The organism is Aeromonas sp. RU39B (genome assembly GCF_900156095.1).
Lineage (GTDB): Bacteria > Pseudomonadota > Gammaproteobacteria > Enterobacterales > Aeromonadaceae > Aeromonas.
In genome coordinates this window covers 186,366-208,491 of the sequence record NZ_FTMJ01000001.1, presented here as the reverse complement: position 1 = coordinate 208,491, position 22,126 = coordinate 186,366, and the positions used below count along the sequence as shown (strand labels likewise).

Annotated in this window: 17 protein-coding genes; 11 read left to right on the top strand and 6 right to left on the bottom strand. The window is 58.3% G+C overall.

What is annotated here, in order from left to right:
- Positions 1-4 precede the first annotated feature (4 nt).
- From BW958_RS00930 to BW958_RS00900, 7 genes are all read left to right on the top strand, one after another.
- Entirely contained in the window at positions 5-610 is a 606-nt protein-coding gene (locus BW958_RS00930; protein WP_076573442.1) for a DUF2291 family protein, read from the top strand.
- Positions 610-2,136, top strand: coding sequence for a sugar ABC transporter ATP-binding protein (locus tag BW958_RS00925; RefSeq protein ID WP_083687203.1), 1,527 nt, complete (start codon positions 610-612; stop codon positions 2,134-2,136). Before BW958_RS00930 ends, BW958_RS00925 begins: the two co-directional genes overlap by 1 nt.
- Before the next feature lies 1 nt (position 2,137).
- Positions 2,138-3,238: an ABC transporter permease gene (locus BW958_RS00920; RefSeq protein ID WP_076573440.1), complete on the top strand. Its 1,101-nt coding sequence runs from the start codon at positions 2,138-2,140 to the stop codon at positions 3,236-3,238.
- 79 nt (positions 3,239-3,317) lie between these two features.
- On the top strand, positions 3,318-4,148 hold the full coding sequence (locus tag BW958_RS00915; protein ID WP_076573438.1) for a transketolase: 831 nt from the start codon (positions 3,318-3,320) through the stop codon (positions 4,146-4,148).
- Positions 4,141-5,085, top strand: a complete 945-nt coding sequence (locus BW958_RS00910) for a transketolase family protein (protein ID WP_076573436.1) — start codon at positions 4,141-4,143, stop codon at positions 5,083-5,085. The genes BW958_RS00915 and BW958_RS00910 overlap by 8 nt, the downstream gene beginning before the upstream one ends.
- An 89-nt stretch (positions 5,086-5,174) precedes the next feature.
- A complete protein-coding gene (locus tag BW958_RS00905; protein ID WP_076573434.1) occupies positions 5,175-6,593 on the top strand; it encodes an L-fucose/L-arabinose isomerase family protein in 1,419 nt (472 codons plus the stop codon).
- 61 nt (positions 6,594-6,654) lie between these two features.
- Entirely contained in the window at positions 6,655-8,157 is a 1,503-nt protein-coding gene (locus tag BW958_RS00900; RefSeq protein ID WP_076573432.1) for an FGGY family carbohydrate kinase, read from the top strand.
- 61 nt (positions 8,158-8,218) lie between these two features.
- On the opposite strand, the gene uxaC is transcribed toward BW958_RS00900, so the two are convergent.
- Both uxaC and BW958_RS00890 read right to left on the bottom strand, forming a co-directional pair.
- Positions 8,219-9,646 carry a glucuronate isomerase gene (gene uxaC, locus BW958_RS00895; protein ID WP_076573430.1) on the bottom strand — a complete coding sequence of 476 codons (1,428 nt, stop codon included), beginning with the start codon at positions 9,644-9,646 and terminating at the stop codon, positions 8,219-8,221.
- An 11-nt stretch (positions 9,647-9,657) separates the two neighbouring features.
- On the bottom strand, positions 9,658-11,106 hold the full coding sequence (locus BW958_RS00890) for a mannitol dehydrogenase family protein (protein WP_256701747.1): 1,449 nt from the start codon (positions 11,104-11,106) through the stop codon (positions 9,658-9,660).
- 309 nt (positions 11,107-11,415) lie between these two features.
- Between BW958_RS00890 and BW958_RS00885 the strand changes: the two genes are divergently transcribed.
- From BW958_RS00885 to uxuA, 4 genes are all read left to right on the top strand, one after another.
- Positions 11,416-12,723: an MFS transporter gene (locus BW958_RS00885; RefSeq protein ID WP_076573426.1), complete on the top strand. Its 1,308-nt coding sequence runs from the start codon at positions 11,416-11,418 to the stop codon at positions 12,721-12,723.
- A gap of 31 nt (positions 12,724-12,754) precedes the next feature.
- The gene (locus BW958_RS00880; protein WP_076573424.1) at positions 12,755-15,118 is read left to right on the top strand and encodes a glycoside hydrolase family 31 protein; all 2,364 of its coding nucleotides are present in this window, start codon (positions 12,755-12,757) and stop codon (positions 15,116-15,118) included.
- 120 nt (positions 15,119-15,238) lie between these two features.
- A complete protein-coding gene (locus BW958_RS00875) occupies positions 15,239-15,982 on the top strand; it encodes an FCD domain-containing protein (protein WP_076573423.1) in 744 nt (247 codons plus the stop codon).
- Positions 15,983-16,009: 27 nt separating this feature from the next.
- Complete coding sequence (gene uxuA, locus BW958_RS00870) at positions 16,010-17,197, top strand: mannonate dehydratase (protein WP_076573422.1); 1,188 nt, start codon at positions 16,010-16,012, stop codon at positions 17,195-17,197.
- 141 nt (positions 17,198-17,338) lie between these two features.
- On the opposite strand, the gene BW958_RS00865 is transcribed toward uxuA, so the two are convergent.
- From BW958_RS00865 to BW958_RS00850, 4 genes are all read right to left on the bottom strand, one after another.
- A complete protein-coding gene (locus BW958_RS00865) occupies positions 17,339-17,953 on the bottom strand; it encodes a YagU family protein (RefSeq protein ID WP_076573420.1) in 615 nt (204 codons plus the stop codon).
- A 419-nt stretch (positions 17,954-18,372) separates the two neighbouring features.
- Positions 18,373-20,388 carry a transketolase gene (gene tkt / locus BW958_RS00860; RefSeq protein ID WP_076573418.1) on the bottom strand — a complete coding sequence of 672 codons (2,016 nt, stop codon included), beginning with the start codon at positions 20,386-20,388 and terminating at the stop codon, positions 18,373-18,375.
- 11 nt (positions 20,389-20,399) lie between these two features.
- On the bottom strand, positions 20,400-21,353 hold the full coding sequence (tal, locus tag BW958_RS00855; RefSeq protein ID WP_076573416.1) for a transaldolase: 954 nt from the start codon (positions 21,351-21,353) through the stop codon (positions 20,400-20,402).
- Positions 21,354-21,422: 69 nt separating this feature from the next.
- Positions 21,423-22,067 carry a 3-keto-L-gulonate-6-phosphate decarboxylase UlaD gene (locus BW958_RS00850; RefSeq protein ID WP_076573414.1) on the bottom strand — a complete coding sequence of 215 codons (645 nt, stop codon included), beginning with the start codon at positions 22,065-22,067 and terminating at the stop codon, positions 21,423-21,425.
- Between the last annotated feature and the right edge of the window lie 59 nt (positions 22,068-22,126).

Below are 22,126 nucleotides of genomic sequence, written 5' to 3'. Positions count from 1 at the left end.
ACTTATGCGGTTAACACAATGGGGTGCGGCGCTGCTGTGCAGCACCCTGTTGCTGACGGCCTGCACTGTGGTCGAACTGGACGCCGACGGCAAACCGATCATCCCTGCGGATCCGGCAGCCAAGGCCAGTTTCGATAACCTGACACCGGAGCAGATAGCGCAGCAAACCTGGGATATCAAGGTGGTGCAGCGTGCCCGCGATACTGAACTCGATGAGGCGGCGCTGGCTAAGGCGCAGGCCAGCCATGGCAGCAGCAGTCAGAACCTGTTTGTCCGCATCAAGAGCAAGGTCGAGCAGATTGACGCGAGTAACGAACGCGAGCGCAAGTTGGTCGTGACCGTTAACGGTGCGCCACTGGCGGTGCATATCGGCCCGGTGATCCGCAGCAACACACTGCGTGATGCCGCCGGTTTCACCTTCCAGGATTTCACCAACCAGGTGCAGTTTGCCCAGCTCGCCCGGGCTTATAACCGGGAAGCGGTCAAGCATCTGCCCACGGTCGATGAGAGCTGGATTGGCCAGCCGGTCACCATCGAGATGGCCGTCACGCTCAACGGCGCCACCATCGACAACGCCACGGCAATCGCCCTGACACGGGAGGCACAATAATGACGGCAGCCATTTCCAATGACATCGTCATGTGCACCCGTGGCATCTCGATGCTGTTTCCGGGCACCGTGGCGCTCGACAACGTGGATTACAACGTCTGGCGCGGCAAGGTCAATGTCATCATCGGCGAGAACGGGGCCGGCAAATCGACCCTGATGAAGATCCTCGCCGGTGTGCAGCAACCGAGCCTTGGCCAGATGTTTCTTGGCAACCAGCCGGTCAGTTTTGCCAACACCCGCGAGGCGCTGGCACACGGTATCGGCATGGTGCACCAGGAGCTCAACCTGTTTGAAAACCTGAACGTGGCCGAGAACATCTTCCTTGGCCGCGAGCTGCAACGCGGGGTCACTCCCATCAATAAGGGCGAGCAGGAGCGGCGCGCCGCCGAGCTGCTGGCCCGGCTCGATCAACCCATCTCGCCGCGCGAGCTGGTGGCCAACCTCAAGGTCGGTCAGCAGCAGCTGGTCGAGATTGCCAAGGCGCTGGCTGATAATGCCGACATCCTGATCCTCGATGAACCCACCTCGGCGCTCAGCAAAACCGAGGTAGAGATCCTGTTTCGGGTGATCCGTGAGCTGACCCGCCAGGGCGTCTCCATCATCTATATCTCGCACCGCCTCGAAGAGCTGATGGCCATTGGCGATGTGATTACCATCCTGCGGGACGGCCGCTTTCAAGCCGAAGCGCAAGTCAGCGACATCGACGTGCCCTGGATTGTGCGCCAGATGCTGGGCAGCGACCCGGTCAGCACCTTTTTGCCCCCCGAGCGCCAGTTTGGCGGCGTGATGCTCGAGGCTGAGCACATCAGCTGCGTCAACAGCGCCGGCAGCAAGGTAGTGGACGATGTGAGCTTTCAGCTCAGGGTCGGTGAAATAGTCGGCATCTATGGCCTGATGGGCGCCGGGCGCACCGAGCTGTTTGAGTGCCTGCTTGGCACCGAGCAGAACTATCTGGGCAAGTTGTGGCTCGACAGCAAACCGGTGCCGCAGCGCCTGAGCACTGCCGAGCGCATCCGCATGGGCATGAGCCTGGTGCCGGAAGATCGCAAGCGCGCCGGTATCTTTCCCATCTCTTCGGTGGCCAGCAATCTCACCATCGCCAGCTTGTGGCGCCGTCTGCAGCGGGGAGTCTCCATCTCGAAACCGGACGAGCAGCAGGTGGTGCACGAGACCATCGGTAATCTCTCCATCAAGGTCTCCTCCCCCGATGTAGAGATCCAGGCCTTAAGCGGCGGCAACCAGCAAAAGGTGGTGATTGGGCGCTCATTGCTCACCAGCCCCAAGGTGCTGCTGCTCGATGAGCCGACCCGCGGCATCGACGTCGGCGCCAAGGCCGACGTGTTTCGCATGATGGTGCAGCTCTCCGAGCAGGGGATCGCCGTGCTGTTCTCCACCTCGGATCTCAAGGAGATCATGGCGGTGTCGGATCGCATTCTGGTGATGTCCGGTGGCAAACTCACCGCCGACATACCACGGGCAGACGCAAACGAACCGGCGCTGGTGACAGCCAGTGCCCAGGGGTTCTGACATGAGTATTCACGAGACTATGACCATGACCACGCGACCGGTACCTGCCGTCAGTTCACGCGAGCAGCTGGTGTTGCTGCTGCTCAAACTGCGCACCTTTATCGCCCTGTTTCTGATCGTCGGTTTCTTTACCGCCATGGTGCCTGACTTTCTGGCCCCCGGCAGTCTGGTGATCATGATAAAACACATCGCCATCAACGCCTTTCTGGCGCTTGGCATCACCTTTGTCATCATCACTGCCGGTATCGATCTGTCGATCGGCGCCACCCTCGGTCTGTGCGGCATGATTGCCGGCTGGCTCATCACCAAGGGGATCGTGCTGCCGATGTTTGGCATCGCCATCTTCCCGAGTGTCTGGGTCATTGTGCCGCTGGTGCTGGTGATCGGCGCGCTGATCGGCGCCATCAACGGCTGGATCATCACCCGCTATAACGTGGCCCCCTTCATCTGCACCCTTGGCACCATGTATGTGCTGCGCGGCGCCGCCATGCTCACCTCGGGCGGGGAGACCTTCCCCGGTCTGGCCGGTAATCCGCAACTGGGTAACACCGGCTTTGATGAAATTGGAGCCGGCACCCTGCTCGGCATCCCGTGGGCCATCTGGATCATGGTGCTGCTCGCCATCGCCATTGTCTATGTCGCCCGCAATCTGCCGTTTGGCCGCCATGTTTACGCCATCGGTGATAATGAGCGCGCCGCCGAGCTCTCCGGCGTCAAGGTCAAGCAGGTCAAAATCTGGGTCTATACCCTCTCGGGTCTGTGCGCCGCCATCGCCGGTATCGTGGTCTCGGCTCAGCTGCTGGCCAGCCACCCGGCCAACGGGACCGCTTTTGAAATGAACGCCATCGCTGCCGTGGTGCTGGGCGGCACCTCGCTCGCCGGCGGTCGTGGCACCATCCTCGGCACCCTGATCGGCGCCTTTGTCATCGGCTTTCTGGCCGACGGACTGGTGATGATGGGGGTGAGCGAGTTCTGGCAAATGGTCATCAAGGGGGTGGTCATCATCATCGCCGTCATCATCGACCAGATGCAGAACCGCATGCAGCAGAAGGTTGCCGTGGTGGCCCAGAAGGTCGCCATGGAGGGAGGCAAGCAGGGGTAGCGTGTTGTCGCCCCTTTTTTTAACCAGCGGGAATAAATATTCGTTATCGATTTTAAATTCAAAACTCAGAGGTAAGGTTATGAACCCGTTCTCTCTCTCGGTCGATGAGTTGGTACGCAAGGCCCGCGCCGTGCGCCGCCGCATCGTCCTGCTCAATGCCAATAGCCCGGCAGGCGGCCACACCGGCGCCGATCTCTCCCAGGTCGAGCTGCTGACGGCGCTCTATTTTCGCGTACTGAACTGCGCACCGGACCGCCTCAATGACGAGCAGCGCGACATCTACATCCAGTCTAAAGGGCACGCAGTGGGCAGTTACTACTGCGTACTGGCCGAAGCTGGCTACATTCCCGAAGCCTGGCTGGCCACTTACCAGCATGCCGACTCGCACCTACCGGGCCATCCGGTTCGCCACAAGACGCCAGGCATCGAGCTCAATACCGGGGCGCTCGGCCACGGTCTGCCGGTCGCCGTGGGGCTGGCCCTGGCGGCCAAACGCAGCGGCAGTGCGCGCCGGGTGTTTGTCATCACCGGTGATGGGGAGCTTGCCGAAGGCAGCAACTGGGAAGCGGCGCTAGTGGCTGCTCACTATGGGCTGGATAACCTCATCATCATCAACGACCAGAACGGTCTGCAACTGGCGGGGCCGACCCGCGAGATCATGAATACCGACCCGCTCGATGCCAAATGGCGTGCGTTCGGCATGGCGGTGTGCGACTGCAACGGCAACGACATGGCCGACGTGGTGCGCACCCTTGAGCAGTTAACGCCGCAAGGCAAACCCCAGGTAGTGATTGCTCACACTACCAAGGGCGCAGGGATCTCCTTTATTGCCGGCAAGGCCGAGTGGCACCACCGGGTGCCCAAGGGAGAAGAGGTAACACTGGCTCTGGAGGAACTTAGCGATGAGTAACAGCGAACATCTGGCCACCGTGATGGTCAACGCCTTTATCGATGCCGTCGAACGTGGCGTTGATCTGGTGCCGGTGGTGGCCGACTCCACCTCGACCGCCAAGATCTCCCCCTTCGTCAAAGCCTTCCCGGGGCGACTGGTCAATGTCGGGATCGCCGAGCAGGCTCTGGTCGGCACGGCCGCCGGGCTGGCGCTTGGCGGCAAGGTGGCGGCCACCTGTAACGCAGCGCCGTTTCTTATCTCGCGCGCCAACGAGCAGATCAAAATTGACGTCTGCTACAACAACACCAACGTCAAGCTGTTTGGTCTCAACTCGGGTGCCAGCTACGGCCCGCTCGCCAGCACCCACCACAGCATCGATGACATCTCGGTCTTGCGCGGCTTTGGCAACATCGAGATCTATGCCCCCTCCTGCCCGGTCGAGTGCCGCCAGATCATCGATTACGCCCTCGCGCACGTCGGCCCGGTCTATATCCGTCTCGATGGCAAGGCGCTGCCGGTGCTGCACGACGAGCACTACCACTTTGAACCCGGCCAGATTGATGTGCTGCGCCAGGGCCACGACGTGGCACTGGTGGCCATGGGCTCGACCGTCCATGAAATTGTCGAGGCTGCCACAGTTTTGGCGAGCCGGGGTTTGGCGGCTGCGGTGATCAGCGTACCGTCGATCCGTCCTTGCAATCGGGCGCAGTTGCTCAGTGCCCTGCAACATTGCAAGGGAGTGATCACGGTCGAAGAACACAACATCAATGGCGGGCTCGGCTCTCTGGTGGCCGAGGTGCTGGCGGAAGCTGGCGCGGCCATGCCCTTGCGTCGTCTGGGGATCGCCGATGGCGGTTATGCCCTGGCAGCCGATCGCAGCGCCTTGCGGGCCTACCACGGCATCGATGCCGCCGGCGTGGTACGCACTGCCCAAGCGCTCTGCCAGCCACAGTAAAGGACACGGCGCGCAGCACGGCTGTGCGCCCTCATATCGACCGGCTGCCCCGAGGCAGCGGCATTTTCTGGAAATTGATGGAGCAAGCTATGTCCCGTATCCCGCAACAGCTCACCATGGCCGTGATCATTGGCAACCGCGGCTTTTTCCCAAGTTATCTGGTCGGCGAAGCCCGCAAAGAGGCGGCTGCCCTGTTTGAACGTCTTGGTATTCGCAGCGTGATGCTCAGCGAACAGCAAACCCCGCTGGGCGGCGTGGAAACCCGTCAGGATGCCAAGGTGTGCGCCGACCTGCTGCGTCAGCACCGCGACGAGATCCACGGCATCGTGGTTCTGCTGCCCAACTTTGGCGATGAAAAAGCGGTGGCCGAAGCCATTCGTCTCTCTGGCCTCAAGGTGCCGGTCCTGATCCAGGCCGAAGAGGACAACCTCGACAAGATGGGGCTGGCCACACGCCGTGACAGCTTCTGCGGCAAGATCTCCCTTTGCAACAACCTGCGCCAGTACGGCATCCCCTTCACCCTCACCCGCCAGCATGTGTGCGCCCTGACCGGCGACGCATTTTGCAGTGACCTGCGCCGCTTCGAGCAGGTGTGTCGGGTTGTCACCGCCATGCGTGGCGTGCGCATTGGTGCCATCGGTGCCCGTCCGGCCAGCTTTAACACGGTGCGCTACAGCGAAAAACTGCTCGAGCAGATGGGGGTCACCGTCGAAACCCTGGATCTGTCCGAAGTGTTCAGCCGCATCCAGCGACTGGAAGATGGTGATCTGCGGGTCGATGAAAAGCGAGCCCTGCTAATGCGCAACGCCGACACCGCGGGCATTCCGGCTGACAAGCTGACCGCCATGGCCAAGCTGTTCGTGGTGCTGAGCGAATGGATCGTCGCCAACGACATCGACACCACCGCCATCCAGTGCTGGACCTCGCTGCAGGAGAACCTTGGCATCAACGTCTGCTCCATCATGAGCGTGCTCTCCGGCCAGTTGATGCCGAGCGCCTGTGAAGTGGACGTGATGGGTGCCCTCTCCATGTATGCGCTGGCCAGCGCCACCTTGAGCCCCGCGTCGATTGCCGACTGGAACAACAACTTCGGTGATGAGCGCGACAAGTGCGTCCTGTTCCACTGCGGCAACTTTGCCAGCGCCAGTCTCGAGAGCCCGACCATGAGCACCGCCGATATCATCGGCACCACGGTTGGCAAAGAGAACACCTGCGGCGCAGTGCATGGCCGCTTCAAGGCCGGTCCGCTCACCTATTTTCGCCTCACCACCGACGACATCAGCGGCAGCATCAAGGCCTATGTGGGCCAAGGCGCATCGGTCGATGATCCGCTCGACACCGTGGGCTGCCGCGCCGTGGTACAGGTTCCGCATCTCGAAGGATTGCTGGCCTGGATCTGCCGTAACGGCTTTGAGCACCATGTGGCGATGAACCACTCGGCGAGCGCAGATGTGCTCAATGAAGCGTTCACCCGCTACCTTGGCATCGACACCTACCTGCACGGGTAATCCCGGCACGGCGCCGCTGCGGCGGCGTCGCCCCTTGCCCCATGACGACGCAGGAGATTCCATGACTCAAGAGATCATCATTGCGCTCGATGAAGGCACCACCAACGCCAAAGCAGTGGCGGTGCAGCAAGACGGTCGGGTGCTGGCCAAAGCCTCACGGCCACTGACCATCCAGACTCCGCAGCAGGGCTGGGTCGAGCAATCTGGCGAGCAGTTATTGAGCGCTTCCCTGAGCGTGCTGGCCGAGGTGTTTGCGGCCGTTGACCCCGGCAAGGTGGCCGGGATTGCCATCAGCAACCAGCGCGAAACCACCATCGGCTGGTATCGCGCCAGCGGCAAACCGATCCACGCCGCCATCACCTGGCAGTGCTCGCGCAGTGCCCCCCTTTGCCATCAATTACACCGGGACCACTGTGACGAGCCGATCCGCGCCAGCACCGGACTGCCGATTGCGCCGCTGTTTTCCGCCAGCAAGATGCGCTGGCTGCTCGATAACCTGCCCCATGGTCAGCAGCTCGCCGAGCAGGGAGAGATTTGCCTTGGCACTATCGATAGCTGGCTGCTGTGGCACTTAAGCGGTGGCAGCCAATTTGCCACCGATCCCTCCAATGCCTCGCGCACCCAGTTGTTTAATATCCATCGCGGTGAATGGGACCCGGACATGCTGGCCATGTTCCATATTCCCCGCGCAGCATTGGCACAGGTGCAACCCACCAGCAGCCGCTTTGCGCTGACCCGTGGCGTACCCGGCATTCCCGACGGGGTGCCGATCCTCGCCATGGCCGGCGACTCGCATGCCGCGCTGTTTGGTCATGCCCAGGGCCGCGCCGGTTGCGTCAAGGCCACCTACGGCACCGGCTCGTCAATCATGGCGCCGGTCGCGGCAACCGGTGAGCAGCTGCCAACGCTGGCCACCACCGTTGCCTGGCACGATGGCAAGACGCTGACCCATGCGCTGGAGGGCAATATTCCGCATACCGGTGATGCGGTGGCCTGGATGGATGAATGCACGGGGCTCTCCGAGCTGCCCCCCGACGAGCTGGCCCGCGAGCTGGCCCGTCTGCCAGCCAGTGTCGATTCCACACTGGGGGTCTATTTTGTGCCGGCCCTGACTGGACTTGGCGCCCCCTGGTGGAATGATCAGGCGCGCGGGGTGATCTGCGGTCTGAGCCGGGGCGTCACCCGCGCCCATCTGGTGCGTGCGGCGCTTGAGGCCATCACCTACCAGATTGCCGACGTGCTGGCTGCAATGGCCAAGCACCCGGATTTTCAACTGGAAGCCCTGATGGTGGACGGCGGCCCGACCAGCAACGACTGGCTGATGCAGTATCAAGCCGACCTGCTCGGTTGCCCGGTGATGCGCAGCGACGTGGCCGAACTCTCGGCCCTTGGCGTCGCCATGCTGGCCCAGCGCACCTTACTGGGCGACGGCCCCCTGCCAATGGCACATGGGGTACATCACGATACCTTCACCCCTGCGCCGCCCCGCCATATCGCCCTGCAAACCTGCTGGCGCGAATGGCAAGCCGCCGTGCAAAAGAGCCTGCCGGCAAGCGCAGCGTAACGATGTAAACAACAAGGCCGGACAGCGTACGCTGACCGGCCTTGTTGTTACCTGTGACGTATCAGGCCAACGACTCGCCGGCTCTGGCGAAATAGCGTCTGGCATTGTGGTAGCAGATGTCCTGTACCATGGCGCCAAGGCGCGGCAGATCGTCCGGCACCTCCCCGGCTTCTACCCAGCGGCCCATCATGGCGCACAGGATGCGGCGGAAATATTCGTGGCGGGTGTAGGAGAGAAAGCTGCGTGAGTCGGTCAGCATGCCGACAAACTGGCTCAGCAATCCCAACTGGGAGAGCTGCTCGAGCTGGCGCTGCATCCCATCTTTTTGATCGTTGAACCACCAGCCGGAGCCAAACTGGATCTTGCCAGCCACGCCGCCCCCCTGAAAGTTGCCGATCATGGTAGCAATCATCTCGTTGTCACGGGGATTAAGGCAATAGAGGATGGTCTTTGGCAACTCGTCGCTCTGCTCCATCGCATCGAGTAACTGGGACAGCTCACGGGCATAGGGGCGATCGCCAATGGAGTCAAACCCGGCATCAGGACCCAGTGCACTAAACTGCCGACTGTTGTTATTGCGCTGGGCGCCCATATGCAGCTGCATCACCCAGCCGAGCCGGGCATATTGACGACCAAGCCACACCTGCAGTGCCGTAGTAAAGGCAGCCACCTCGTCCTCACCAAGATGCTCACCGGCCAAGCGGCGGGCAAGGATTCGATCCAGCTGCGTCTCACCGGGATAATCGGCATAGCGCACCACTTCAATCCCATGGTCGGCGGCGCGGCAACCGTGTTTGGCAAAGTGATCAAGGCGGGCCAGCAGCGCTTCTTGCAAGCTGGCAAAGCTATCGATCTCCACCCTGGCTGCTGCGCCAAGTGCCAGCAGGTAATCGGCAAATCCCGGCAGCTCAATTTTGAAGGCGCGATCCGGCCGCCAGGTCGGCGCCACCTCAATCTCCATCTCGGGGTCACGTGCAATGCGGGCGTGATGCTCAAGGGAATCAATAGGATCGTCGGTGGTGCCCACCAACTTCACCTGCATCTGGCGCATCAAGCCACGGGCCGAAAAAGCAGGGCCAGCCAGCAGGGCATTGCAGTGCTGCCACACCTCGCGCGCAGTGTCCGGCCCAAACACCACCCCTTCCAGCCCAAAGGGACGGCGCAGCTCAAGGTGGGTCCAGTGAAACAGCGGGTTGCCAAGCGTGCGCGGTACTGTGTTGGCCCACGCCAGATAGCGCTCGTAATCATCCACGCCCTTGCCGGTGATCAGCGCCTCGGGCACACCGGCAGCCCGCATGGCGCGCCACTTGTAGTGATCGCCCTCCAGCCAGATCTGGCCGAGGTTGTCGAAACGGCGATCGTCGGCAATCTCTTTGGGCGAGAGGTGACAGTGGTAGTCATAGATGGGCATGGCGGCGGCATACTCATGATAGAGCTGGCGCGCCGGGCTGCTCCCCAATAGAAAATCGGCACTCATAAAGCGGGACATGGCCAACCCTCCTATAACGTCGCGACGCAGTGACGGGCACCCTGTTTGAGCAGTGCGTCGTAAGCCTCGGTGACGCTGTGGACAAACCCCTCATGGGCCGATAACTCGCGGCCAAAGATGGCGTCAATGGCCAGCAACGCCGGCACGACTGCCACCGAGAGACCATGTTCGGCATAAATTGCCTTGAATTGGTCAACCAGTGGATCGCGCACATCAATGATCTGACCCGATTCGTCGACCCCGCTCACATAGCGCATCCAGCCCGCGATGCCGAGCGCAAGATAGCGATAGTCACTGCCACGGCGCAGGTGAAACAGCACCGATTCAATCATCCGCTGCGGTAGTTTCTGGCTACCATCCATGGCGATCTGCCAAGTCTGGTGCTTGAGCGCCGGATTGCTAAAGCGCTCGACCAGCAGCTTGGCATACGCCGCCAAATCGGTACCAACCGGCATGTGCAGCGTTGGTGCCTGTTCATTGAGCATCAGATGAAATGCCGCCTTGCGGTAATCCGGATTGGTCATGGTCTCGAAGATGTGGGCATAGCCACCGAGGTAGCCGAGGTAAGCAAGAAACGAGTGACTGCCGTTGAGCATGCGCAGTTTCATCTCCTCGAATGGCTCTACATCTTCAACAAACTCGGCACCGGCCAGATCCCACGCAGGACGACCAGCGACAAAGTGATCCTCAATCACCCACTGCCGAAACGGCTCGCAGGCAATACCGCACGGATCGGCGTGACCGACATGCCCCTCAATCTCGGCCAGTGTCTCGGCGGTCGCGGCCGGCACGATGCGATCGACCATGGTGCAGGGGAAGGTCACCTGAGCGCGGATCCACTCGGCCAACTCAGGCTCTTGCAACGCCGCCAACCCGAGCACGGCGCGGCGCGCTACCTTGCCGTTAGCCTGCACATTGTCACAAGAGAGGATGGTAAAGGGAGGCAATCCCCGCTCCCGACGCAGCCGCAGGGCCGCCACCAGATAGCCGATGGCCGAGCTGGGCTCGGCAGGGTGCATCAGGTCGTGGGCAATCAGGGGATTGTTCACATCGAGCTCGCCACTGGCCGGTGCGGCGCAGTAACCCTTCTCGGTAATGGTGAGCGAAACGATGGCCACCTGCGGCTCGGCTAACTTTTCCAGCACGGCATGGATACCGTCGAGTGCCGGATGCAGCGACTCGGTCACTGAGCAGATCTGTTTGGCAATGGCGCCATCGGCCCCTTTCTCCAGCACGGTGTAACGGTGCTGTTGCTGGCGCAGCGCCTCAATCAAGGCCTCGCCCCCCACCAGATTGACTTCACAGATGCCCCAATCGCCGCCGCCTTTGGCCTGAGCCTCGTGGGTGATCAGCGCCTGATGGGCCCGGTGAAAGGCGCCAAAGCCCAGATGCACTATCCGGCTAACCAATTGATTTTTTGCATAATTATCTTTGCGCGGACTCTCAGTCTTTGTCGTCACGTTTTTCATCCCTCATCTTACGTGTCATGTTGAACGACATGGGAATTCTGGTTAACCAAATGCCTACATGTACCACATCATTCACTTCATCACCGTAATCCTACGCCACACTGAGTGATAAACAACAGAAATAACATTTTTGGTTGACCAATTTTACTTTTTAATGTGATTTAGGTCACCCAAATAAATATGTTTTGTTGACCACCAATTAACCTTCTCACCATCATGTCTCTGCTTGAGCGAACTGACACCCGTCTGCCGAATGGCCATCCGGCAGATCCCTCATTCCATTAATTGTGGAGAAACGCGATGAGCCAAATGGCCGAACGAACTGTTCCGACGGTGAGTAAAAAAGGAATTATCAAGAATTTGCGTTGGTGGATGCTTGTCTTGTTTTTGATCGGCGTCACGGTTAACTACATTACTCGTAACGCATTAGGTATCCTGGCTCCCGAGCTGAAAACCAGTCTGGGTATCAGCACACAGGAATATTCCTGGATAGTCGGGGCCTTCCAGCTTGCCTATACCTTTTTCCAACCCTTGTGTGGCTGGTTTATCGATGTAGTCGGGCTCAAGATGGGCTTTATGATCTGTGCCATCATCTGGGCGGTTGTCAGTATGCTACATGCCGGAGCTGGTAGCTGGATGCACTTGGCAATCCTTCGTTTCTTTATGGGAGGCGCCGAAGCCGCTGCCACCCCTGCGAACGCCAAAACACTCGGTGAGTGGTTCCCAAAATCAGAACGTCCGATTGCAGCTGGTTGGGCCGGGGTTGGCTTTTCAATTGGAGCTATGCTGGCACCACCGATCATTGTGATGGCTCATGCCTCATTTGGCTGGCATGGTGCATTCCTGCTTTCGGGTGTATTGGCACTGATATGGGTGGCGCTCTGGTTTGCTTTCTATCACAACCCGGAACAACACCCGAATTTGGGCAGTGAAGAATTGGCCCATATCCGCCAAGACAATGAAGCTGCACCAGTAAAGCAACCCTTCTTTCAAGCGTTAAAAACGGTCGCCAAAAACAAGCGCTTTTATGGTATTGCGATCCCTGCCTTTATGGCAGAACCAGCTTGGGCAGTACTCAGTTTTTGGGTTCCGCTCTATCTTGCCAACGAACGCGGCATGGATCTCAAGCAAATCGCCATGTTTGCCTGGCTGCCTTTTCTCGCAGCGGATCTTGGCAGCATCGCCAGCGGATATCTGACTAAAATCTATGCTCGTCTATTTGGCTTAACTCGTGTCAACTCGGTGGTTGCCAGCTCCGTCACGGGGGCCTTCCTGATGCTATCACTGGCATTGGTCGCGACTACACAGAATCCCTACCTGACTATTCTGCTGATTTCGATTGGCGGATTTGGCCACCAAGTGATCTCCTGCATGCTTAGCGCTGTGGTCGTTGAACGTTTTGATAAAGGCCAGATGGCGACAGTCAACGGTATGCGCGGCTCTTGCGCCTGGATTGCGAGCTTTCTGTTTTCCCTGATCATCGGTGTCACTGCCGATACCATTGGCTATAACCCACTCTTTATTGCCATGGGGTTCTTTGATCTGTTTGGTGCCATTTTCCTCATCTCCCTTATTGCTGAGCGAAAAGCAAAGTCCCAGCAGATCTGATGTATCGTCCCTATATCCGTACGAGTAGATTATGAAAACACTGAAAAAATGGGTTCTTAACCAACACACTGATGAGTTTGTTGAACTCAAGATCGAAGAACGCTATTTGATGCGTATCTATGTGCTGGAAGAGACCCTATGCAGAGTCATGATTCAGCGCCCAGAAGGTTTGACCCTGAATAGAACCTGGAGTATTGCGCCAGAGCGTGATACCCCATGGACAGGTCGATTCAGAAATAGCTGCGAAGGGTTTAGCCTGCCAGGTTATCGTTTAGAAACCCTTGAAGAAGGGGTGCGGATCACTACCACATCTCTGCGAATAACCATCCATCAGCCGCTCTGGTTGGAGTGGGAGTACCTGAGTGAAGGTCAGTGGCTAACCTTGGCCACTGACAGACATACAGGCGCTTACCAGCTCAACCCGCATGGCGATGGTATCGCACACTTCCAACGTCGCCATCCTTCTGATCGCTATTATGGCTTGGGCGAAAAAAGTGGTGATCTGGAGCGTTCCGGCCGCCGTTTCGAAATGCGTAATCTCGATGCGATGGGTTACAACGCGGCCAGCACAGACCCGCTATACAAACATATTCCCTTTACCATCACCCGCAATGAAGGTGTCAGTTTCGGGCTTTTCTATGACAACTTGAGCACCTGCCAGATCGATCTTGGTAACGAGCTGGATAATTATCACCTGCCCTATCGCCGCTATCAGGCGGAAGCTGGTGATTTGGATTATTACCTGATGCTGGGTCCAACGGTGTTAGAGGTGACCCAGCGCTTTGTCAGGTTAACCGGAAAAACTATCTTTCCTCCACGCTGGAGTTTGGGTTATAGCGGCTCAACCATGCATTACACAGATGCACCCGATGCCCAACAACAGTTGATGAATTTCATCCGGCTGTGCCATAAACATGCCATTCCTTGTGACTCATTCCAACTCTCTTCGGGTTACACCTCGATTGGCAACAAACGTTATGTCTTTAATTGGAATCGAGACAAAGTGCCAGACCCTGAAGGGATGAGTGCCGCATTCCATCAAGCTGGTTTCAAACTGGCGGCCAACATTAAACCCTGTTTGCTACAAGACCATCCACGCTATGAAGAAGTCGCCGAACTAGGGCTGTTTATACGTGATTCTGAGTCAGATCAGCCTGAACGTTCTGTTTTCTGGGATGACGAGGGTTCACACCTAGACTTTACCAATCCGGCTACTATCCAGTGGTGGCAGGATAATGTGACCGAACAACTGCTAAAAAAAGGCATTGATTCAACCTGGAACGACAACAACGAATATGAAATTTGGGATGCTGAGGCCAGTTGCAATGGTTTTGGTCAACCTATCCCGATCAAATTAATCCGCCCTGTCATGCCATTGCTGATGATGAGAGCGTCTCTTGAAGCACAACAGCAATTTGCACCGACTCTTCGTCCGTATCTGATTTCACGTTCCGGTTGTGCAGGCATGCAGCGCTATGTCCAAACCTGGAGTGGGGATAATCGCACCAACTGGCAAACACTTCGTTATAACATCCGAATGGGTCTCGGCATGAGCCTTTCCGGGCTGTATAACGTCGGCCATGATGTCGGCGGTTTTTCAGGCGAAAAACCCGATCCGGAATTGTTTGTACGTTGGGTTCAAAATGGGGTAATGCATCCTCGTTTCACTATTCACTCCTGGAACGATGATCATACGGTCAACGAACCCTGGATGTACCCATCAGTGACACCGATTATCCGTTCAGCCATCGCGCTGCGATATCGGTTGCTGCCCTACCTCTATACGCTGTTGTGGCTCGCCAGTAGTCGCGATGAACCCATACTGCGCCCCACCTTCCTGGATCACGAGCAGGATCCCAACACCTTTATTGAGGGTGATGACTTTTTACTCGGTCGCGATCTGTTGGTTGCCAGTGTGGTTGAACCTGGTCAACGTCAACGCCCTGTCTATCTGCCAGATAATCAGAGCGGCTGGTATGACTTTTATACAGGTCAGTGGTATTGCGGCGGCCAGCACATCGTTCTGGATGCACCACTGGAGCGCATTCCACTGCTGGTGCGCGCCGGGGCCATGCTCCCCCTCTCATCGCGCGTCGCCTATAGCGATATGCAAGCTGATGATCAGCGAACCTTGCTTTTGTTCCCGCACCTTGGCGAAGGAAATGACGGCGGAATGCTGTTTGAAGATGACGGCGAGAGTTACGGCTATCAGCGCAACAACGCATTCTGGCTGTACTGGCAGATAAGCTCTGACGCCACACGTATCGATGTGAACTTCACCTGTGAAGGTAACTTTGAGCCAGCCTGGCACCACCTCAATATCACGCTACCGGAATCAGAACAGAGAACGCTCTATATCAACGGTAAGCAGCAATCCCACTGGCAACGTGAGTAACCACATGCTGAGTTGAATGTAAAAAGGTGACAGACATCAACCAACGCTTTGCTTTGGTTGACCAATTTGGCACAATTCCCTACCATTCGTAATTATCAAATCACTCAGGAGTGTGACGTCATGAACACTGAGGTCAAACGTCAGTATCGGGAGGTAGGGGAGTTCCTCAAGCAGGAGCTGGCATCCGGACACTATTCGATCGGAACTCGCCTCCCACCAGAGCGTGATATCGCAGAACAATTGGGAGTGGGGCGCTCGGTAGTCCGTGAGGCCCTAATCATGCTGGAAATTGAAGGTTTTGTGGAGGTTCGCAAAGGGTCAGGTATCTACGTTATCGCCATTCCTGATGCGGATAACACGACGTCACGCAGCCGCATGATGGGACCTTTTGAGTTACTGCAAGCCCGCCAACTGCTCGAGAGCAACATTGCCGAATTTGCTGCCCTTCAGGTCACTCCGAGTGACATCCAGAAGATGCGGGCGGCGCTCGAGGCCGAGCGTCGCGACCTTGAAAGTGGTGAAGGAGAAGATGGCGACAGGGACTTTCACCAGGCGATTGCCGAGGCGACCCACAACAATCTGCTGGTCGACTTGTGGCAACACTCCTGGGAGAGCCGTGACAACAACCCTATGTGGCAACACTTGCACGAACGCATTGCCAGCTATGAATACCGTCAGGAGTGGCTCAAAGACCACCAGGCAATTCTGGCTGCAATGCAAAAGAAGGATCCCGCGGCCGCCAAACTGGCTATGTGGACCCACCTGGAAAATGTGAAGCAGCGACTGATGGAACTTTCCGATGTCGATGCCCCCGAATTTGACGGTTATCTGTTTGCTTCCTATCCCGTCAGATTCGCCAGTTAACCTCTCAAGAGACGAAACGAGGCAGTAATGGAACAGACTTGGCGCTGGTACGGGCCGAATGACCCGGTCACCCTCAATGATATTCGACAAGCCGGAGCCACCGGCATCGTCACCGCCCTGCACCATATTCCCAACGGGCAGATCTGGAGTGTCGAGGAGATCCTTGCACGCAAAGCGCTCATCGAAGAGAAGGGAATGACCTGGTCGGTGGTGGAGAGCGTGCCTGTGCACGAAGAGATCAAGACCCACACCGGCCAGTACCAACTCTGGATCGATAACTACAAGCAGAGCATCCGCAATCTGGCGGCCTGCGGCATCGATACCGTCTGCTACAACTTTATGCCGGTGCTGGACTGGACCCGGACCGATCTGGCTTATGAGCTGCCTGATGGTTCGCGCGCCCTGCGCTTTGATCACATCGCCTTTGCCGCTTTTGAGCTGTGCATTCTCAAGCGTCCGGGAGCCTTTGACGAATATAGCGAGCGCGAACAGCAGCAGGCCCGTGACTATTACGCCGCGATGACGCCGGAGCAGGTAGAGACTCTGACCCGCAACATCATCGCCGGTCTGCCCGGCGCAGAAGAGGGCTATACCCTGGCGCAATTCCAAGCCCAGCTCGACAAATACCGCCATATCGACAAAGCCACGTTGCGTGAACACATGGCTGATTTTCTGTGCCAGATCGTCCCGGTCTGTGAAGAGGTGGGGGTTCGTCTGGCGGTGCATCCCGATGACCCGCCCCGCCCCATTCTCGGCCTGCCGCGCATCGTATCCACCATCGACGATATCGCCTGGTTAGTTGAGCGGGTGCCAAGCCCGATGAACGGTTTGACCATGTGCACCGGCTCTTACGGGGTGCGCAGTGACAACGATCTGGTGGCAATGATCAAAGCCTATGGCGATCGCATCTACTTCACCCATCTGCGCTCGACCAAGCGTGAAGAGGACCCCATGACCTTCCACGAGGCCGCCCACCTCAACGGAGATGTGGACATGTATAACGTGGTGCTGGAGATCGTTCGCGAGGAGCAACGCCGACTGGCCGCCGGGGATCAGCGCGCCATTCCGATGCGCCCCGACCACGGCCATCAGATGATCGATGACCTCAACAAGAAAACCAACCCGGGTTACTCTTGCATCGGCCGCCTTAAGGGGCTGGCCGAGGTGCGTGGCCTTGAGCTGGGGATCCGGCGCGCCTTCTTCAGCGAACGCTAACCATAAAATACCGGGCGTCCGGCGTCCCGTTGGTTTTAAGCTGACTGGCTGATATTTGCCGATAAAAAAGCCGACATCCTATCCGGAATGTCGGCTTTTTACGTTATCAGGAACACTAGATTGCTCCTGACAATATACCCATTAACGGGCCGCGTTGAGCGGAATTTCAGGATCCGGCTCGTGAGTGATGCGGTTACGCAGGTCACGACGGATAATTTCAATCGACCAGAACCAAATCAGGTGACCGACGATTTCGGAAACGTGCTCATACCACGGCAGCGCAGCCAGCGGCGGAGTCAGACCCATCAGCGGGAAAGAGATCATGTGCACGAACAGTTGTGCCAGCGCACCGGCCAACAGACCTTGCCACAATTTAATCTTGGGGAAGACTTCGGCAACGATGCAATAACCTACGGCGAACACAATGGAGAAGGTAATATGTGTTACACCCACCCAGTTAAATACGTGGCCGGCAAAGGTATATACCGCAGCATTCGGATCAGCAACACCCAACCAGTCGCGCAGGAATACATAGGGCGGGTTCAGGAAGTTACGCGAGCAGTCAATCTGATCGGCTGCACGGATCAGCGATTCCGGAGAGCAGGCAGCACTGAAGATATCCGTCGGGCTACGCGGAGGCAGCGGATGCTCCGCCCCCCATTTTACAAATGCAGAGACAATACCAGCGATCAAACCGATAAATGCGGCCAACCCGTAGCGTCTGCGCGCTACCGGAGTTTGTTCAAAAATACTCATTTTTCTCTCCTATTAAACCCTTTTATCAAAAGGGCATGCAGAATAGTATCACATGAATATATACAGTGTATTCAGATAATCTGATTCTTATTCATACAGTGTTTCATTATTTCAGGATAAAGCGACGCCTCGCTTCTCTTTTATCGACTTATTATTTTACCAAGCAATCAATAGCGGTCTAAAAATCAGACCAGACAAACTCTTTATTAAGTGTTTCTTAACGAAATGTGGACATCCTGTATTTCACCACGTCATATTGAGTGATTTATCCAATATAATATCCACCTCCACTGTGTTATTTAATGGTCAACGACTGGTACCACACTGTTTACCCTCCTGTTTTCCGAAGCGATAAATCATGTTGCACAACCTGTCGTTGACCATGGATTGAGACCCGATAACAGGTAAACAGCGTGTTATCAGGCCTGATAATGACGTTGCAATAGAGTCCGCGCCTTGTCCAGTACCTGTTCATGGCTAAAGCCGAACAGCTCGAACAGTTCACCGGCCGGGGCCGACTCGCCAAAGCCGGTCATGCCGACCACATCCCCATCCAGACCGGTGTAGCGCTGCCAGAAACCGGCGATCCCGGCCTCAATGGCAAGGCGTGCCCGCACACTGGAGGGCAACACCTGCTCGCGGTAGGCTGCCGGCTGGCGATCAAAGCGCTCGGTGCACGGCATAGACACCACCCGCACCTTCACCCCTTGGGCACCAAGCGTCGTTGCCACGCTCATGGCCAGCCCCACTTCCGACCCCGTCGCAATCAGGATCAGAGCCGGAATGCCCACGCAGTCGCGCAGCACATAGCCACCACGGGCAATCGCCGCCAACTGATTCCCATCACGGGAGTGCTGAGCCAACGCCTGGCGCGAGAAGATCAGCGCACTCGGGCCGTCACGACGCTCAATGGCAGCCTGCCAACTGGCGGCGGTCTCCACTTGATCGCAAGGGCGCCAGGTTTCCATGTTGGGTGTCAGGCGCAGCGAGGCCAACTGCTCGACCGGTTGGTGGGTCGGGCCATCTTCACCCAGTCCGATGGAGTCATGGGTGTAGACAAAAATGGCGCGCTGTTTCATCAGGGCCGCCATGCGCACCGCATTGCGGGCATACTCCATAAATATCAGGAAGGTGCCGCCGTAGGGAATAAACCCGCCGTGCAGGGCCACCCCGTTCATGATGGCGGACATGCCAAACTCGCGAACGCCGTAGTGCAGGTAGTTGCCATCCGGCTGCTCGGCGCTGACACTCACCGCCAGTTTGTGGCGAGTGAGGTTAGAGGGCGCCAGATCGGCCGATCCCCCCAGTAACTCAGGCAGCATGGGTGCCAGCTGATTGAGGGTATTCAGGCTCGCCTGACGGCTGGCCACGGCAGCCGGATTAGCCTGCAACCCGGCCAGATAATCGGCCATGGTGCTCTGCCAGTGGCTCGGCAGTTCACCGCGGCAGCGGCGATCCAGCTCGCCGGCAAGCTCGGGCTCGGCCGCAGCAAAGGCACGCCACTGATGCTGCCAGCTCGACTGGGCTATCGCTCCGGCCGAGCGGGCATCCCAGGCGGCGTAGATCTCATCGGGGATCACAAAGGCTGGCCAGGGCCAACCCAGCGCGTCGCGCACCTTGGCCACTTCACTCTCACCCAGTGGTGCGCCGTGACAATCATGGCTCCCCGACTTATTCGGCGAGCCAAAACCGATCACCGTCTTGCAGCAGATTAAGGTTGGCCGGGCACTATCCCCCTTGGCCGCCACAATGGCGGCGTCAATGGCGGCAGGATCGTGCCCGTCCACCGCCTCGATCACCTGCCAGCCATAGGCCCGAAACCGCTCGGGGGTGTTGTCGGTAAACCAGCCCTCAACGTGACCGTCGATGGAGATGCCGTTGTCATCCCAAAACGCGATCAGCTTGCCAAGCCCCAGAGTGGCGGCCAGCGAGCAGACTTCGTGGGAGATCCCCTCCATGAGGCAACCATCACCGAGAAAGGCCCAGGTGTAGTGATCGATCACCTGATGCGCGCCGCGATTAAACTGGGCCCCCAGCACTTTTTCAGCCAGCGCCATGCCCACGGCATTGGCAATGCCCTGCCCCAGCGGGCCGGTAGTGGTTTCCACGCCAGGGGTATAGCCATACTCCGGGTGGCCCGGAGTGCGGCTATGCAGTTGGCGAAAACGGCGCAACTCTTCGATAGGCAGATCGTAACCGGTCAGGTGCAGCAGCGAGTAAAGCAGCATGGAGCCGTGGCCGTTGGAGAGCACAAAGCGGTCGCGGTTGATCCACTGCGGGTCGGCAGGGTTGTGGCGCAGATGACGGCGCCACAGCACTTCGGCGATATCAGCCATCCCCATCGGTGCCCCCGGGTGGCCGGAGTTAGCCGCCTGCACCGCATCCACGCTGAGCATGCGCACTGCATTGGCCAGGGTTCTTGCATCAAGTTTCATGGTGTCACTCCCTAGCCCAAGCGGCTTGCCAGCAGCTGTTCGAGTTTTTCCTGATCCGCCGCAAACAGCCGGATCCCCTCGGCCAGCTTCTCGGTCGCCATCGCGTCCTGATTGTGCTGCCAGCGAAACTCATTTTCACTCATGCGGGCCGGACGCTCGTCTCGCACCCCGTCATCCACCAGCTTGGCCTCCAATTCTCCACTCTCTTCGGCCAGCGCTTTGAGCAGCAGCGGGCTGATAGTCAACCGATCACACCCGGCCAGCGCCAGCACTTCACCGTCGCTGCGAAAGCTCGCCCCCATCACCACGGTCGGGTAATCGTGACGCTTGTAGTAGCGGTAAATGGCGCGCACCGACAGCACACCCGGATCTTGCTCGGGGGCATACTCTTCGCCGGTTTTGGCCTTGTACCAATCGAGGATGCGCCCCACGAACGGAGAGATGAGGGTGACGCCAGCTTCGGCGCAGGCGCGCGCCTGGGCAAAGCTAAACAACAGCGTCAGGTTGCAGGCGATCCCTTCGCGCTCTAACTGTTCGGCGGCGCGAATCCCCTCCCAGGTGGACGCGATTTTGATCAGCACCCGCGAAGCCGGGATACCCTGCTCGGCATAGAGTTTGATAAGGCGGCGCGCCTTGGCCACCGTGGCCTCGGTGTCAAACGAGAGACGGGCATCGACCTCGGTCGAGATGCGGCCGGGAATGTGTTTGAGCACCTCACAGCCGATGGCCACAATCAGCCTATCGGCGGCGCAGGCAATCTGCTGGCTGCACTCGCTGTGGGCGGCGCGGGCCTCCCCCATCACCCGCTCCAGCAGCGGCGCATAGTCGGGGTGGCCGACGGCTTTTAAGATCAGCGACGGGTTGGTGGTGGCGTCATCGGGCTGATAGGTCAGGATGGCGGGCAGTTCGCCGGTGTCGGCGACGACGGTGGTCAACCGCCGCAATTGATCGAGAAGCGTGGTCACGTATCACTCCTTGAATGAGGTTAAACAGCACAAACAAAAACGGCGGCCCGAAGGCCGCCTGATGAGACGTTACCAATACTTGGCGATTTCACTGCGCAGCGCTTCGGCCGTGGCTTGGCCACTTTCAGAGGCCAGCGCGCGACCGGCAATAAAGGTCTTGGCGCGAATACCTTCAAACAGGTGGATATCTTCCGGCACGATGCCGCCAGTGATGGAGAGCTCCAGCCCCAACTCGGAGAGGGTGCGCATACGCGACAGGTCATCCTGGGTCCAGCTCACGCCGGCAAGCTCGGCATCACGGGAGCGGTGATAGATGGCTTGGGTAATCCCCATATCTACCCACTGCTGGGCATCCTGCAACGTCCAGTTGCCGTAGAGCTCAATCTGGATTTCACCACCAAACTCGTCCGCCACTTTCTTGCAGGCGGCGATGGTGGCGACGTGGGCGGCCGCCGAGACGGTGATCCAGTCCGCACCCGCCGAGAACGCCATGCGCGCCAAAATGGCGCCGCCGTCGGTGGTCTTCATGTCGCAGACGATGATGTGGTCCGGGTGACGTTCGCGCAGGGTTTTAACCGCGCTCATCCCTTCAGCAAACGCCAAAATGGTGCCTACTTCAATCACTTCGACAAAGCTGTGGACCCGGTCGGCAATACCGATGGCGGTGGCAAGATCGGTGGAATCAAGGGCAATCTGGAGCATGGGTTTGGTCATGATAGGTATCCTTTTTCATAGCTAAAACAGTGAGATGACCCGATTTTTGGATGCACGAA